This window comes from Streptomyces sp. NPDC001700 (assembly GCF_053596435.1).
This window is the reverse complement of sequence record NZ_JBSFGE010000003.1, coordinates 284,828-299,730: the sequence shown is the minus strand read 5'-3', so window position 1 is coordinate 299,730 and position 14,903 is coordinate 284,828. Positions and strand designations below refer to the sequence as shown.

General features: G+C 72.2%; 13 protein-coding genes and 1 riboswitch. Of the genes, 7 read left to right on the top strand and 6 right to left on the bottom strand.

Going from position 1 to position 14,903, the window contains the following annotated elements; all coding sequences use genetic code 11:
• Nucleotides 1–32: 32 nt before the first annotated feature.
• The 3 genes from ACWC5C_RS07040 to ACWC5C_RS07030 all read right to left on the bottom strand — a co-directional run bounded on the left by ACWC5C_RS07040 (nt 33) and on the right by ACWC5C_RS07030 (nt 3,353).
• Nucleotides 33–983 carry a 1-phosphofructokinase family hexose kinase gene (locus tag ACWC5C_RS07040; RefSeq protein ID WP_450874462.1) on the bottom strand — a complete coding sequence of 317 codons (951 nt, stop codon included), beginning with the start codon at nt 981–983 and terminating at the stop codon, nt 33–35.
• A 208-nt stretch (nt 984–1,191) separates the two neighbouring features.
• Nucleotides 1,192–2,343, bottom strand: coding sequence for an N-acetylglucosamine-6-phosphate deacetylase (nagA, locus tag ACWC5C_RS07035; protein ID WP_450874461.1), 1,152 nt, complete (start codon nt 2,341–2,343; stop codon nt 1,192–1,194).
• Nucleotides 2,343–3,353, bottom strand: a complete 1,011-nt coding sequence (locus ACWC5C_RS07030; protein ID WP_450874460.1) for an ROK family protein — start codon at nt 3,351–3,353, stop codon at nt 2,343–2,345. The genes nagA and ACWC5C_RS07030 overlap by 1 nt, the downstream gene beginning before the upstream one ends.
• A gap of 258 nt (nt 3,354–3,611) precedes the next feature.
• Between ACWC5C_RS07030 and ACWC5C_RS07025 the strand changes: the two genes are divergently transcribed.
• The 3 genes from ACWC5C_RS07025 (at nt 3,612) to otsB (ending at nt 6,049) form a co-directional block, all read left to right on the top strand.
• Complete coding sequence (locus ACWC5C_RS07025) at nt 3,612–4,892, top strand: extracellular solute-binding protein (protein ID WP_450874459.1); 1,281 nt, start codon at nt 3,612–3,614, stop codon at nt 4,890–4,892.
• Nucleotides 4,889–5,122 carry a DUF3263 domain-containing protein gene (locus ACWC5C_RS07020; RefSeq protein ID WP_450874458.1) on the top strand — a complete coding sequence of 78 codons (234 nt, stop codon included), beginning with the start codon at nt 4,889–4,891 and terminating at the stop codon, nt 5,120–5,122. Before ACWC5C_RS07025 ends, ACWC5C_RS07020 begins: the two co-directional genes overlap by 4 nt.
• A gap of 87 nt (nt 5,123–5,209) precedes the next feature.
• The gene (otsB, locus tag ACWC5C_RS07015; protein ID WP_450874457.1) at nt 5,210–6,049 is read left to right on the top strand and encodes a trehalose-phosphatase; all 840 of its coding nucleotides are present in this window, start codon (nt 5,210–5,212) and stop codon (nt 6,047–6,049) included.
• Nucleotides 6,050–6,604: 555 nt separating this feature from the next.
• Here otsB and ACWC5C_RS07010 read toward each other — a convergent pair.
• Nucleotides 6,605–8,152, bottom strand: coding sequence for an alpha,alpha-trehalose-phosphate synthase (UDP-forming) (locus ACWC5C_RS07010; RefSeq protein WP_450874456.1), 1,548 nt, complete (start codon nt 8,150–8,152; stop codon nt 6,605–6,607).
• Between the two features lie 72 nt (nt 8,153–8,224).
• Nucleotides 8,225–9,196, bottom strand: a complete 972-nt coding sequence (locus tag ACWC5C_RS07005; RefSeq protein WP_450874455.1) for a glucosyl-3-phosphoglycerate synthase — start codon at nt 9,194–9,196, stop codon at nt 8,225–8,227.
• Between the two features lie 199 nt (nt 9,197–9,395).
• Nucleotides 9,396–9,537: riboswitch (SAM riboswitch) on the top strand.
• A gap of 17 nt (nt 9,538–9,554) precedes the next feature.
• On the opposite strand from ACWC5C_RS07005, the gene thrC reads away from it, so the two are divergent.
• From thrC to groL, 4 genes are all read left to right on the top strand, one after another.
• Nucleotides 9,555–10,847, top strand: coding sequence for a threonine synthase (thrC, locus tag ACWC5C_RS07000; RefSeq protein ID WP_450874454.1), 1,293 nt, complete (start codon nt 9,555–9,557; stop codon nt 10,845–10,847).
• Nucleotides 10,844–11,119 (top strand): MoaD/ThiS family protein, encoded by a 276-nt coding sequence (locus tag ACWC5C_RS06995; RefSeq protein ID WP_450874453.1) that lies wholly within the window; start codon nt 10,844–10,846, stop codon nt 11,117–11,119. Before thrC ends, ACWC5C_RS06995 begins: the two co-directional genes overlap by 4 nt.
• A 455-nt stretch (nt 11,120–11,574) precedes the next feature.
• Nucleotides 11,575–11,781 carry a cold-shock protein gene (locus ACWC5C_RS06990; RefSeq protein ID WP_009716982.1) on the top strand — a complete coding sequence of 69 codons (207 nt, stop codon included), beginning with the start codon at nt 11,575–11,577 and terminating at the stop codon, nt 11,779–11,781.
• Nucleotides 11,782–12,099: 318 nt separating this feature from the next.
• A complete protein-coding gene (gene groL / locus ACWC5C_RS06985) occupies nt 12,100–13,725 on the top strand; it encodes a chaperonin GroEL (RefSeq protein WP_450874452.1) in 1,626 nt (541 codons plus the stop codon).
• Nucleotides 13,726–13,823: 98 nt separating this feature from the next.
• On the opposite strand, the gene murQ is transcribed toward groL, so the two are convergent.
• A complete protein-coding gene (gene murQ / locus ACWC5C_RS06980; protein WP_450874451.1) occupies nt 13,824–14,894 on the bottom strand; it encodes an N-acetylmuramic acid 6-phosphate etherase in 1,071 nt (356 codons plus the stop codon).
• Nucleotides 14,895–14,903: the final 9 nt, after the last annotated feature.

Here is a 14,903-nt window from a genome sequence, read left to right as displayed (position 1 = left end):
CGCCTCCGCGCCGCCACCCTCTCTTCCTTCACTCAGGCCGCCGCCGGGTGCTCGGTGACCTCGATCCGGTCCAGCAGCTCCGTGTAGACCGCCCGGTCGAACTCGCCCGCCGCCGGTGCCCGTACGGCCGCCGCCGACAGGGCCACCGCGCGCGCGATCCGCTCGGGCCAGGGCACCTCGTCCACCAGACCGGACAGCAGCCCCGCCACCGCCGCGTCCCCGGCGCCCGTCGGATTGCCCGGCAGGCGCTCCGGCGGGGCCGCGCGCCAGGCGCCCTGGGCGGTGATGGCGAGCAGCCCGTCCGCGCCGAGCGAGGCGGCCACCGCGCGCGCCCCGCGCCGCCGGGCGTCGCGCGCGGCGCGCAGCGGCTCGGTGGAGCCGGTGAGCCCGGCCAGCTCCTCGGCGTTGGGCTTGACGATGTCGGGGCGGGCGGCGACGCCTCGGCGCAGCGGTTCGCCGCTGGTGTCCAGCAGGGTGGGGACGCCCGCGGCCCGGGCCTCGCGGATGAGCTGGGCGTACGTACCGACCGGGACGCCGGGCGGCAGGCTGCCGCACAGCGCGACCGCCGAGGCCTCGCGCAGCAGCGTGGCGTAGGCGTCCATGAAGGCGGCCCACTCGGCGGCGGTGACGGCCGGGCCCGGCTCGTTGAGCTGGGTGGAGTCGCCCGACGCGGTGTCGACGACGCCGAGGGTGCGCCGGGTGGTCCCGGCGATCGGCACCAGCGCGTCGGTGATCCGGCCGCCGCCCGAGGCTGTGTCCTGATCACCGGCCAGCAGTTCACGGACCACCGTGCCGGTCACCCCTCCGGCGAAGCCGGTGACGGCGGTGTGGTGGCCGAGTGCGGCGAGGACGCGCGCGACGTTGATGCCCTTGCCGCCGGGCCGTTCGGTGACCTCGGTCACGCGGTGGCTGGCGTGCGGGCGCAGTCGGGGCACCCGGTAGGTGATGTCGAGGGCGGTGTTGAGCGTGACCGTCAGGATCACCCGGCATCTCCTCTCCCGTCCCCCCGCCGGACGGAGATTCCTGTGCTGAAAGCGTGTGGCTGGGGGCCGAGCGGCGCCCGCGCCTGAGCGATCATGCCAAAGGCTCGGCGCCCGGCCCACCCCTTTGGGATGACCGGGACGCCCAATCATGGTGCGAAATCGGCCAATTGGGATCAGCGGGGCCGGTGAGGGGGGAGGGGTGGTGGCTCTAGCGCGGGTCGACCACCCAGTCGCCGCGCCGCATCACGCCCCGCAGCCGGAAGTCCGCGTCGAGGACGACGAGATCCGCGTCCTTGCCCGCCTCCAGCGACCCCACCCGGTCGTCCAGACCCAGCACCTTCGCGGGAGTCGCGGACAGGGCCCGGACCGCCTGGTCCACGCCGAGCCCGTCGACCGTGACGGCCCGCCGGAAGGCGTGGTCGAGGGTGAGGGTGGAGCCCGCGATGGAACCGGCCGTGGGCCCGTCGCTGATCCGCGCCACGCCGTCCTTGACCTCGACGCCCATCGGGCCGAGCGCGTAGCTGCCGTCGCTCATGCCCGCCGCGCTCATCGCGTCGGTGATGAAGGCGACCCGGTCCGCGCCCGCGCGCCGGAAGGCCAGCTGCAGCACGGCGGGGTGCAGATGCGTCCCGTCGTTGATCAGCTCGACGGTGACCCGCTCGTCCTCCAGCAGCGCGGCCACCGGCCCGGGCTCGCGGTGCAGCAGCGACGGCATCGCGTTGAACAGGTGGGTCGCCACGGTCGCGCCCGCCTCCACGGCCTCCCGGGTCGCCTCGTACGTCGAGTCGGTGTGGCCGACGGCCGCCAGGATGCCGCTGTCGGCCAGCAGGCGGACGGACTCCAGCCCGCCCGGCAGCTCGGGCGCGAGCGTCATCATGCGCGCGGTGCCGCGCGCCGCGTCGATGAGCTTCCGTACGTCCGCCGGGTCGGGGTCGCGCAGCAGCGACGGCTGGTGGGCGCCGCAGCGGTGCGGGGAGATGAACGGTCCCTCGAAGTGGACGCCCGCCAGCTCGCCCTGCTCGGTCAGCTCGGAGAGGACGGCGGCCTGCCGGGCGAGGTCGTCGAGGTCGCCGGTGACGGTGGAGCCGAGCATCGTGGTGGTGCCGTGCGCGCGGTGCGCCCGGATGACGGTCACCGCCTCTTCGGTGGTGCCCGTGGTGAACGAGGCTCCGCCGCCGCCGTGGAGGTGCAGGTCGATGAAGCCGGGGACGATCCAGCAGCCGGACAGGTCGCGGACGGTGTCGCTGGGGGATGTGTCCGTACCGGCGATGCGGGTGCCCTCGATCGTCAGCCGTCCGTCCGTGACGACCCCGGACGGCAGCACCACCCGGGCGCCTGTGAGAACCGTTCGCTGGGCCATCAGTCGGATACCTCCGTGGTAGGGGATTGCCCGGCCTGCTCGGCCTGCTCGGCCTGTTCGGCCTGTTCGGCCTGTTCGGACTGCTCGGCCTGCTCCGCGACGAGGTCCCAGGCGAGCAGGCCCGCGCCCAGGCATCCGGCGGTGTCCCCGAGCGCGGCCGGGACGATACGGGGGAGGTGCTGGAACGTGACCCGCTCCTCCACCCCCGCGCGCAGCGGGATGAACAGCGTGTCCCCGGCCTCCGCGAGCCCGCCGCCGACGACCATCAGCTCGGGGTTGAGCAGGGTAAGCGCGGTCACCAGGCCGTCGGCGAGCGCGCCGGTCGCCTCCCGCCACACCGCCTCGGCCCGCGGGTCGCCGGACTCGACGGCCTTGGCGCAGTCGGCCGCGTCCGCGCCCGGCCCGCCACCGGCCGCCGCCCAGGCGCGGCCGACGGCGGCGGCCGAGGCCAGCGTCTCCAGGCAGCCGTACTGGCCGCAGCTGCACCGGGGGCCGCCGGGGCGTACGACGACGTGGCCGATCTCGCCGGCGGAGCCGGTGGCCCCCGGTTCGAGACGGCCCTCGATGCCGATGGCGCCCGCGATCCCGGTGCCCACCGAGACGAACAGGAACCGGTCGGCGTCCCGGCCCGCCCCCATCCGCCCCTCGGCCAGCCCGCCCGTCCGGACGTCGTGCCCGAGCGCGACGGGGATGCCGCCCAGCCGCTCGGACAGCGGCGCGCGCAGCGGTACGTCGTGCCAGCCGAGGTTGGCGGCGTAGACGACGACGCCGCGCTCCTGGTCCAGTACGCCGGGCACGCCGACCCCGGCGGCCGCGGCCGGTTCGCCGAACCGCCGCTCGCCGAGGGCGCGCAGGTCGGCGGCGAAGTCGAGGATCGCGGCGGTCACGGCCTCGGGTCCGTGCTCCCGCCCGGTGGGCCGCCTGGCCTCGTGCAGGAGCGTGTGGTCCGCCCCGACCAGGGCGGCCTTCATGCCGGTGCCGCCCACATCGAGGGCGATGACGTGTCTCACAGGGGACAGTCTCCCGCGTTCGGCCGTGAGAGGTCTAGTCCACTCGCCCGGCGGTTCTTCTTCGCAGGTAAGCGAGTTGTGATGACGTGACACACGCCACGTAGGGGTGTGCGATACGTCTGACCTGGCAAGGAGAGGTCCGATACCGAAGCGATACGCCCATGGTGTAGACCTTGTGGAGGTTTGCAAGGCAGACTCGCTCGACCTTCGCGAGAAGCATCGCGGAGGATGAATCAAGCCATAGGGTGGGAAAACGCAGTGCAGCGGCGACGGTTCTTGAGTCTGACGACGGCTGGGGCCGCGACGGCGGTGGCGATGCCCACGCTGTCCGCGTGCGGCAACGACAGCTCCGCATCGGACGGGAACGCCCTGAAGGTGATCGCGGCGGATTACGGCGACAGCGGCGAGAACACCTCCCAGAAGTACTGGGACAAGCTGGCCCGGGCCTTCGAGGCCAAGCACGGGGGTATGAAGGTCGACGTCAAGGTCTACAGCTGGACCGAAGTCGACAAGAAGGTCGCCAAGATGGTCAAGGACGGCGAGAGCCCGGACATCGCGCAGATCGGCGCGTACGCCGACTACGCCGCCGCGGGCAAGCTCTACCGCGCCGACCAGATGCTCTCCATCCCCACCCAGGCCTCGTTCATCACCTCGATCGCCCAGGCGGGCGAGGTCAGCCGGGTGCTGTACGGGCTGCCCTTCGTCTCCAGCGCGCGGCTGCTCTTCTACAACAAGAAGCTGTTCGACGAGGCGGGCATATCCTCCGCGCCCGAGAGCTGGGCGGAGCTGAAGGACGCCGCGCGGAAGCTCAAGTCGGCCGGGGTGAAGATCCCGTACGGGCTGCCGCTCGGCCCCGAGGAGTCGCAGGCCGAGACCCTGATGTGGATGCTCAGCGGCGGGGGCGGCTACACCGACACCAACGGCAGCTACACGATCGACTCGAACGCCAACATCGAGACGTTCCAGTGGCTGCGGGACGAGCTGGTCGGCGAGGGCCTCACCGGCTCGCGCTCCCCGGCCCGTACCAACCGGCAGGACGTCTTCAACGCCTTCACCCGTGGCGAGGTCGGCATGCTCAACGGCCACCCGACGCTGATGCAGCAGGCCGCCGGGCACGACATCGACTACGCCACCGCCCCGCTGCCCGGCCGCAACGGCAAGTCGTCCTCGACGATGGGCGTCGCCGACTGGCTCATGGCCTTCAAGGCGAACGGCAAGCGGAAGCAGATCGGCGAGTTCCTCGACTTCGTCTACGAGGACAAGAACGTGCTCGACTTCGCCGACCAGTACGACCTGCTGCCGGTCACCACGTCCGTCTCCGCGACGATGCGCCGCGAGGAGGACCACAAGAAGCTGTGGCGCTTCCTCGACCAGATGGACAGAGCCCAGTTCTACCCGGCGGACAAGACCTCGTGGGCGTCCATCAGCCAGATGGTCAAGGAGAAGATCGGCTCGACGGTGGCCGACGGCGGCGACCCGGCGAGCGTCCTCGGCGAGATCCAGCGGGCCGCGGACGCCATGGAGACGGCCAAGCCGTGACGACCGAACCACTCTCCGAGGAGGACCTGGCCGTGCTCGCCGTGGAGCGCGAGGGCTGGCCGGGCCCGGGCGCCAAGGAGCGGGCCATACGGGAGCGGCTCGGGATCACCCCGACCCGCTACTACCAGCTGCTCAACGCTCTGCTGGACGACCCGCGCGCGCTGGAGCACGACCCGGTGACGGTCAACCGGCTGCGCCGCGTGCGGGCGGAGCGGCGCGAACGCCGCTGAGTTTTTGTGGGGTGGGACTTTCCCTTGAGTGGCTGACGCCGTTCGCCGCTGCGGGTGGCTGTCGGCGGGGCCGGGTAGGGTCGCCGCATGGGCAGCCACCCCCTCCCCGTACCCGCCACCGCCGCCGGACGTCAGGGCCTCGCCGCCCTCCTGGAACGGCCCGACCGGGCCGTCCTCGGGGTCGACTTCGACGGCACCCTCGCCGACATCGTCCCCGACCCCGACCAGGCCCGCGCCCACCCCGGCGCCGTCCCGGCCCTCGCCGCGCTGGGCCCCCGGCTGCGCTCCCTCGCGGTGATCACTGGCCGCCCGGCCGAAGTCGCCGTCCGCTACGGGGGTTTCGGGGACAGCGGTGCCCCGGCCAACCTCGTGGTGCTCGGCCTGTACGGCGCCGAGCGCTGGGACGCGTCCAGCCGCGCCGTCCAGACCCCCGAACCCCACCCCGGCATCGGCGCCGTGCGGTCCGAACTGCCGGGCGTCCTGGAGGCGAACGGTGCCTGGCAGGGCACCTGGACCGAGGACAAGGGCCGTGCGGTCGCCGTCCACACCCGCCGCACCGAGGACCCGCAGGCCGCCTTCGACCAGCTCCGCGCCCCGCTGCGGGCGCTGGCCGAGCGCCACGGCCTGATCGTCGAACCGGGGCGGCTGGTCCTGGAACTGCGCCCGCCGGGCATGGACAAGGGCGTCGCGCTGCTGGAGTACGTGCGCGAGACCGCCGCGGGCGCGGTGCTGTACGCGGGCGACGACCTCGGCGATCTGGCCGCGTTCGCGGCCGTGGAGCGGTTGCGGGGGGAGGGGGTGCCGGGGTTGCTGGTGTGCAGCGGCAGCACGGAGGTGACGGCGCTGGCGGAGCGGGCGGACCTGGTGGTCGACGGCCCGGCGGGGGTGGTGGCCCTGCTGGAGTCCCTGGCGGCGGCGCTGCGCTGAGAGTCCCCCACCTCGCCCCTTCCCGCAGCATCCGAGCAGCACCCGATGTGCGGCTCCGCCGCGTGGGGCTCCGCCGCGTGGCAGGGGCAAGCCCCCTGGACCCCCGGCCCACCGGTCGGCGGTGTGCCATCCCCGACGTCGAGGCGCGGCAACGCCGACGGGAAGGCGCGGCCCCGGCGGGCGCGCCCCGACCGCAGCGGTTCAGGGCGGAGCCCGGTGAGCGGCCCCCGAGTGGGGTGGTGATCCTGCGGAACGGTGCCCGGGTCGGTGCGCCCGGCGGGCGGGGCGGAGCCCGCGAAGGGCGCCCGGGTGTGGCGGAGCGCCGGGACGCGGGGGCTGGTGGCGAAGCCCGGTGAGCGGTGCGCGGGCCGGTGTGCTCGGGGCGGGTCGGGGCGGAGCCGCGTACGGCGCCCCGGCGTCGGGGAGGTCGCCGGGGGGGGCGCGTCGGCGGCGCCCCGCTCGCCCGCAGCGGTTCAGGGCGGAGCCCTGGGGATGGGTGCCGGGTCGGGGTCCGGGGCGGAGTCCCCGGTTCGGGAAGGGGCGGGGTGGGGGACTCTAGGCCTCTTGCAGGGACCGTAGCTGGGCCAGGAACCAGTCTCGGGGTGGGAGGGCTGTGGCCGCTGCGGCCAGCCGCTTGGTGCGGTCCGCGCGCTCGCCGTCCGGGGTGCGCAGGGCCTCGTCCAGGGCGCGGGCCGTGGCCTCCACGTCGTACGGGTTCACCACCACCGCATCCGCGCCCAGCTCCTCGTACGCCCCCGCCTCCCGCGACAGCACCAGCACGCAGCCCCGCTCGGAGACGACCGGGACCTCCTTGGCGACCAGGTTCATGCCGTCCCGGATCGGGTTGACGAGGGCCACGTCGGCCAGCCGGTAGGCGGCCAGGGAGCGGGCGAAGTCGTCCTTCACATGGAGCGCGACCGGCTGCCAGCCCTCCGTCCCGTACTCCGCGTTGATCTCGTCGGCGAGGACCCGTACCCGCTCGGTGTAGTCGCGGTAGACGGCGAGGTCCTGGCGCGACGGGTAGGCGAAGGCCACGTGGACGACGCGCTCGCGCCACTCGGGGTGGGTCTCCAGCAGGCGGCGGTAGGCCAGCAGCCCGCGCACGATGTTCTTCGACAGCTCGGTGCGATCCACTCGGACGATCGTCTTCCGGTCCGGTCCGATCTGCTCGCGCAGCGCGCTCAGCCGCTCGCCGACATCGGCCGCCCGCGACCGCTCCAGCAGGAAGGAGGCATCGGCGCCGAGGCCGTGCACCCCGAGCCGGGTCTCCCGGCCCTCGAAGCGCACGGCGGCCGCCGAACCGTCGGCCGCGCGGACGACCTCCGCGCCCAGCACTGCCGCACAGCAGTCGGCGAACGCGGCGGCCCAGCGCCCGGTCAGGAAGGCGGCGCGGTCGCCGCCGAGGATGCCGCGCAGCACGCCCGCCGCGACGTCGTCCGGCAGCAGCCGGTAGTAGTCCGGGGGCGCCCACGGGGTGTGCGAGAAGTGGCCGATCCGCAGGTCGGGGCGGCGCGCCCGGAGCAGTCCTGGGACCAGCGCCAAGTGGTAGTCCTGCACCAGCACCACCGCGCCCTCGGCCGCCTCCTGGGCGAGCGCGTCGGCGAAGGCCGCGTTGTACGTCTCGTACGCCTCCCACTGGGCGGCGAACTCCGCGTCGAAGACCGGCTCGATGGGGGTCTGGTAGAGCAGGTGGTGGACGAACCACAGGACCGAGTTCGCGACGCCGTTGTACGCCGCGGCGAAGACGTCCGGCGCGATGTCCAGCATCCGCACCTGCTGGCCGCCGGTGTGGGCGGTGGGCAGATGGCCGGTCCGGTCCTGCGGGGGTGTCCGGTGTGGCGGTACCTGCTGCCCGCCGGTGTCGGCCGAGGTCAAGTGCCCGGCCCCGGCGCGGCGCGCGGCCTCGCGGTCGCCGTCGCCGAGCGCGGCGCACACCCATACGGCCCCCGCGTCGGGCCCGATCGCGCTCAGCCCGGAGACCAGCCCGCCGCCCCCGCGCTTGGGGGTGAGCGAACCGTCCGCGCCCAGCGCGTACGAGACCGGGCCGCGGTTGGACGCGACGAGGATCGGTGCGCTGCGCTCGACGGCGCGCTCAACGGCCATGTCGCGAGCCTAGCCATCGGGCATGCCGCGCAAACGTACGTACGGTTTCTTGCCCCGGAAGAGTCGGCGGACTCAGGCGGCGCGCCGCTCCGCGTACTCCGGGATCTCGATCATCGGCGGCCGCTCCTCCGTGTCCACCGCCGTGGTCCGGGGCTCGAAGCCGTTCTCGCCGCGCTCGAACTGGGTCAGCCGGGGCCGCACCAGATGGCCGCGGGCCAGCCGCAGCTGGGCGGTGCGGTAGATCGCCGCGGCCATCCGGCCGAGCGCCTTGCCGTCCTGGTGGCGGTGTTTGCGCACGCCGATGTCGACCTGGGCGAGGGCGTCGAGCCCGACGGTGTGCAGCGCGTCGACGAGCAGGCCCAGCTCGACCCCGTACCCGACGGGGAACGGCAGCCGCTCCAGCAGCGAGCGCCGGGCCGCGTACTCGCCGCCGAGCGGCTGGACGAAACCGGCCAGCTGCGGCCAGTGCAGGTTCAGCAGCGGCCGGGCGACCAGCTCGGTGACCCGCCCGCCCTGGCCCGCCGTATCCCGTAGCGGACGGTCGTACATGCCCTTGACCAGCTGCACCCCGGGGTCGGTGAGCAGCGGCCCGACGATCCCGGAGACGAAGCGCGCGTCGAATTCGCGCAGGTCGGCGTCGATGAAGCAGACGATGTCGCCGCTGGTCGCCAGCAGCGACCGCCACAGCACCTCGCCCTTGCCGGGCAGCGCGGGCAGCCGGGGCAGCAGCGCGTCGCGGTGCACCACCCGCGCCCCGGCGGCCGCGGCGACCTCGGCGGTGCGGTCGGTGGAACCGGAGTCCAGCACCACCAGCTCGTCGACGAGCGGCACGGCCTCGGTCATCAGATCGCGGCGGATCGCGGCGGCGATCTCGCCGACGGTCGCCTCCTCGTTCAGCGCGGGCAGCACCACGCTGACGCTCGTCCCCGCCGTCGCCGTCCCCGCCGTCGCCGTGTCGCGCTTCGCGGCCAGCAGGCGGTCCAGCGGACGGTCGTCGGCCGACCAGGAGCGGTGCTCCAGCCAGCGCTCCACCTCATCCAGCACCTGTTTCGTCTCCCTGCTGTGATCGCTCGGCGTGATCGTCGTGATGATCGTCGTGATGATCGTTGTGATCCATCTCGCGGTTCGGACGGCTGGCTCAACCCTCCGGGCCGTCGGTTACAGTCTTGAACAGCGCACATGACCTTCGTATGTCGGGGGCACCGTGCGGACAAACGCCCCGGGTCCGGCCCGGCGGCCATACCGCTCATCCAGAGGGGCAGAGGGAACGGCCCGTTGAAGCCCCGGCAACCATCCAGCTGGTCTCGCGTTCTGTAGCGAGGCTCCCAGCTCGGGAAGGTGCCAATTCCGTCTCGTGGCGAAATGCGTCCCGAGGAAGATGAGGAGAAAGGGCCTCGCCTCCATGGCTGTGCAATCTGTCGAAAGCTCAACCACTTCCGCCGCCTCCGCCGCTTTCGGCCCCGCCGTCGCCCTGTCCTGCCGCGAGTGCGGTGAGCGCTTCGACCTCGGCCCGATCTTCGCGTGCGGATCGTGTTTCGGGCCGCTCGAGGTGGCGTACGAGCTGCCGAGCGGCGACCCGGAGGGGCTGCGGAAGCAGATCGAGGCCGGCCCCGACAACATCTGGCGCTACGCGCCGCTGCTGCCCGTCCCCGCGGACGTGGCCACACTCCCCAGTCTGAACCCGGGCTTCACCCAGCTCGTCAAGGCCGACCGGCTCGCCCGTGAGCTGGGCGTCACCGGCGAGCTGCACGTCAAGGACGACTCCGGCAACCCGACCCACTCCTTCAAGGACCGGGTCGTCGCCATCGCCGTCCAGGCGGCCCGCACCTTCGGCTTCACCACCCTCTCCTGCTCCTCCACCGGCAACCTGGCCGGTGCGGTGGGCGCCGCGGCCGCGCGTTCCGGCTTCCGCTCGTGCGTCTTCATCCCGCACGACCTGGAGGCGGGCAAGGTCGTCATGGCCGCCGTCTACGGCGGTGAGCTGGTCGGCATCGAGGGCACGTACGACGACGTCAACCGCTTCTGCAGCGAGCTGATCGGCGACCCCGTGGGCGAGGGCTGGGGCTTCGTCAACGTCAACCTGCGGCCGTACTACGGCGAGGGCAGCAAGACCCTGGCGTACGAGATCTGCGAGCAGCTCGGCTGGCGGCTGCCGGACCAGATCGTCATCCCGATCGCCTCCGGCTCCCAGCTCACCAAGATCGACAAGGGGCTCAAGGAGCTGATCAAGCTCGGTCTGGTCGAGGACAAGCCCTACAAGATCTTCGGCGCCCAGGCCGAGGGCTGCTCCCCGGTCTCCGCCGCCTTCAAGGCGGGCCACGATGTGGTGCGCCCGCAGAAGCCGAACACCATCGCCAAGTCGCTGGCCATCGGCAATCCGGCGGACGGCCCGTACGTCCTCGACATCGCGCGCCGCACCGGCGGGGCGGTCGAGGACGTCACCGACGAGCAGGTGGTCGACGCGATCAAGCTGCTCGCCCGCACCGAGGGGATCTTCGCGGAGACCGCGGGCGGCGTGACCGTCGGCGTGACCAAGAAGCTGATCGAGGACGGGCTCCTCGACCCGTCCCTGACGACCGTTGTCCTCAACACCGGCGACGGCCTCAAGACCCTCGACGCGGTGGCCCCCACCACGGGCCCCTCCGCCATCATCCGCCCCACCCTTGACTCGTTCCGAGAGGCAGGCCTCGCATGAGCGTCAACGTCCGAATCCCGACCATCCTGCGTACCTACACCGGCGGCCAGGCCGAGGTCAGTGCCGAGGGCGCGACCCTCTCCGAGGTTCTGACGGACCTGGAGAAGAACCACGCGGGCATCGCGGCCCGCGTCCTGGACGACACCGGCAAGCTGCGCCGCTTCGTGAACGTCTACGTCAACGACGACGACGTGCGCTTCGCCGAGGGCCTGGACACGGCCACGCCGGACGGCGCCGGGGTGTCGATCATCCCCGCGGTCGCGGGTGGCTGACCCCGCGGTGATGGGTGTCTGCTGACGCCCCATCACCCCGCTCACCTCAGGAAATCGCCCCGTCCGGGAAAAGCGGACGGGGCGATTCCGTGTTTGGAATCGCGATAGAGTTGCCCCGCTTCCCTCAATGGGCCCGGGCTACCTCATCCGCCCCGGCGCCGGAACCGCATATGAGAACTCGTCAACTTGTGCGCAAAGTGTGTGCGCGATTTGTCGGGTTGGCGCCCTATGTCCCGCCGGGTTTGCCCGAGCTTCACGGGAATTCTCCACTTTTTACCGATCGGCCGTGCCCAGAATTCTCGTCCAATTGACCTGTTGCAGAGGGCGTTGGGACGGATACATTCAGCGGCGGTCGACGCGTTCCGGCGCACACCCCCCTCGACTCGGGGGGTGAGGTCTGACCCGGGTCCGCGGAGTGCGGTCCTGCGCAAGGGCCAGCAATAGGGGAGTTAGGAATGGCTCAGGGCACCGTCAAGTGGTTCAACGCGGAGAAGGGGTACGGCTTCATCGCGGTCGACGGTGGTGCGGACGTGTTCGTCCACTACAGTGCGATCCAGATGGACGGTTACCGCACCCTCGAGGAAGGCCAGCGGGTCGAGTTCGAGATCTCGCAGGGCCAGAAGGGCCCGCAGGCGGACATGGTCCGCGTGGCCGTAGGCTGACGCGCCGAACGCGAGGCAGCTGACTGAAACGCCGGAGGGCCCGCACCCCGCGAGGGGGCGGGCCCTCTGGCATGTCCGCGAGGGCCCCCTCCGCCCCTCCCGGTCGGCTCTCTTGACGCCCCTCGGGCGCTTGCACTCTCATGGGGCGAGTGCTAATTATTGCGTTAGCACTCTGAAGGTGAGAGTGACAGAAGGATCGGGTCGGTGAGGCAAGCCGACGTCGTGCGGGGCAAGGAACCGCACGGCAGGCAGGCCGTCCGTCGCGGGCGCCAGGCGCGGTCCGGAGCAATCCACCCCGTCTTGGGAGGACCACTTCACATGGCCAAGATCATCGCGTTCGACGAGGAGGCGCGGCGCGGCCTCGAGCGCGGGATGAACCAGCTCGCCGACGCCGTCAAGGTCACCCTCGGCCCCAAGGGCCGTAACGTCGTCCTCGAGAAGAAGTGGGGCGCCCCCACGATCACCAACGATGGTGTTTCCATCGCCAAGGAGATCGAACTCGAGGACCCGTACGAGAAGATCGGCGCCGAGCTGGTCAAGGAGGTCGCGAAGAAGACGGACGACGTCGCCGGTGACGGCACGACGACCGCGACCGTCCTCGCCCAGGCGCTGGTCAAGGAAGGCCTCCGCAACGTAGCCGCGGGCGCCAACCCGATGGCCCTCAAGCGCGGCATCGAGAAGGCCGTCGAGGCCGTCTCCGCCCAGCTCCTTGAGCAGGCCAAGGACGTGGAGACCAAGGAGCAGATCGCCTCCACCGCCTCCATCTCCGCCGCCGACACCCAGATCGGCGAGCTCATCGCCGAGGCGATGGACAAGGTCGGCAAGGAAGGCGTCATCACGGTCGAGGAGTCGCAGACCTTCGGGCTCGAGCTTGAGCTGACCGAGGGCATGCGCTTCGACAAGGGCTACATCTCCCCGTACTTCGCGACGGACATGGAGCGCATGGAGTCGTCGCTCGACGACCCGTACATCCTGATCGTCAACTCGAAGATCACCAGCGTGAAGGACCTCCTCCCGCTGCTCGAGAAGGTCATGCAGTCCGGCAAGCCGCTGCTGATCATCGCCGAGGACATCGAGGGCGAGGCGCTGGCGACCCTGGTCGTCAACAAGATCCGTGGCACCTTCAAGTCCGTCGCCGTCAAGGCTCCGGGCTTCGGTGACCGCCGCAAGGCCATGCTCGGCGACATCGCCATCCTCACCGGTGGCACCGTCATCTCCGAGGAGGTCGGCCTCAAGCTGGAGAACGCCGGTCTCGACCTGCTCGGCCGCGCACGCAAGGTCACCGTCACCAAGGACGAGACCACCATCGTGGACGGCGCCGGCGACACCGACCAGGTGCAGGGCCGCGTCAACCAGATCCGCGCCGAGATCGAGAACTCGGACTCGGACTACGACCGCGAGAAGCTCCAGGAGCGCCTGGCGAAGCTCGCGGGCGGCGTGGCCGTCATCAAGGCCGGTGCCGCGACCGAGGTCGAGCTGAAGGAGCGCAAGCACCGCATCGAGGACGCGGTGCGCAACGCCAAGGCCGCCGTCGAGGAGGGCATCGTCGCCGGTGGTGGCGTGGCCCTGCTCCAGACCGTCTCGGTCTTCGAGAAGCTGGAGCTGGACGGCGACGAGGCCACCGGTGCCCAGGCCGTGCGCCTGGCCCTGGAGGCCCCGCTGAAGCAGATCGCCGTCAACGCCGGCCTTGAGGGCGGCGTCGTGGTGGAGAAGGTGCGCAACCTGACCCCGGGTCACGGCCTCAACGCCGCGACCGGTGAGTACATCGACCTCATCGCCGAGGGCATCATCGACCCGGCCAAGGTCACGCGCTCCGCGCTGCAGAACGCCGCGTCGATCGCCGCGCTGTTCCTCACCACCGAGGCCGTCATCGCCGACAAGCCCGAGAAGTCCGCTCCGGCGGGCGCCCCGGGCGGCATGCCGGGCGGTGACATGGACTTCTGATCGGCTTCGGCGCCCCGCGCGCCGGTCGGTCATACCGTCCACTGACGACGGCGGGGCGGCACCCTTTCTCCCAAGGGGTGCCGCCCCGCCGCCGTTTCTTATTCTGTGGCCGCTTCGAGGGCGGCTCGCAGGTGGCCGTTCGCCTCGGCGAGCAGCTTCTCGGCGGTGGGCGCGTCCACGCCGCCGAGGATGGTGAGGATGGCGTTCTTGGCCTCCCAGCCGGTGGCCGTCAGCGCGCTCTCGATCTGTTCGTCGGTCGCGCTGGTCGCGCTGGTCGCGCTGGTCGCGTCGGTCGCGTCGGTCGCGCTGGTCGCGTCGGTCGCGCTGGTCGCGTCGGTCGCGCTGGTCGCGTCGGTCGCGCTGGTCGCGAGAGCGACGATGCGGCGGGTGCGCGCCCGCAGCTTCTCGTTCGACGCGCGCACGTCGACCATCAGATTCCCGTAGGTCTTGCCCAGCCGGATCATGGTGATGGTCGAGATCATGTTGAGCACGAGCTTCTGCGCCGTACCGGCCTTGAGCCGGGTGGACCCGGTCAGCAGCTCCGGTCCGACGACGACCTCGATGCCGTGGTCGGCGGCCGCCGCGAGCGCCGAGCCCGTGTTGCACGACAACCCGACGGTGAGCGCGCCCCGGCGGCGGGCGTGCTCGACGGCGCCCACGGCGTACGGGGTGCGGCCGGACGCCGAGACGCCCACGACCGCGTCGCCCGGCCCGACCCCGAGCCGGTCCAGGTCCTCGGCGGCCAGCTCCGCGCTGTCCTCCGCGCCCTCGACGGACGACACCACGGCGTCCGCCCCGCCCGCGATCATGCCGACCACCCGGTCCGGCGGGGTGTTGAAGGTGGGCGGGCACTCGCTCGCGTCGAGCACCCCGAGCCGCCCGGCGGTGCCCGCGCCCGCGTAGATCAGCCGCCCGCCGCCCGCCATGCGCGCGGCGATGCCGTCGATGGCGGCGGAGATCCGGGGTAGCTGGGCGGCGACGGCGGCGGGGACCCCGGCGTCCTCGGCGTTCATGATGCGGGCGATCTCGACGGTGTCGAGCCGGTCGATCTCGGCGAGTTCGGGGCGGAACGCCTCGGTGGTCAGGGTCTCCAGCTGGGCGCGGAGCTGTTGCTCCTGTCGTTCCTGCTGCTGCTGTTGTTGCTGTTGCTCATCGGCGGCGGAAGTCATGGCGAAGCG

Bases quoted from the DNA above. Each gene is read 5' to 3' on its own strand.
- ACWC5C_RS06990 (WP_009716982.1), top strand. From the start codon at position 11,575: ATGGCTCAGGGCACCGTCAAGTGGTTCAACGCGGAGAAGGGGTACGGC.
- ACWC5C_RS07010 (WP_450874456.1), bottom strand. From the start codon at position 8,152: ATGGCCGTTGAGCGCGCCGTCGAGCGCAGCGCACCGATCCTCGTCGCG.
- groL (WP_450874452.1), top strand. From the start codon at position 12,100: ATGGCCAAGATCATCGCGTTCGACGAGGAGGCGCGGCGCGGCCTCGAG.
- ACWC5C_RS06995 (WP_450874453.1), top strand. From the start codon at position 10,844: ATGAGCGTCAACGTCCGAATCCCGACCATCCTGCGTACCTACACCGGC.
- nagA (WP_450874461.1), bottom strand. From the start codon at position 2,343: ATGGCCCAGCGAACGGTTCTCACAGGCGCCCGGGTGGTGCTGCCGTCC.
- murQ (WP_450874451.1), bottom strand. From the start codon at position 14,894: ATGACTTCCGCCGCCGATGAGCAACAGCAACAACAGCAGCAGCAGGAA.
- thrC (WP_450874454.1), top strand. From the start codon at position 9,555: ATGGCTGTGCAATCTGTCGAAAGCTCAACCACTTCCGCCGCCTCCGCC.
- otsB (WP_450874457.1), top strand. From the start codon at position 5,210: ATGGGCAGCCACCCCCTCCCCGTACCCGCCACCGCCGCCGGACGTCAG.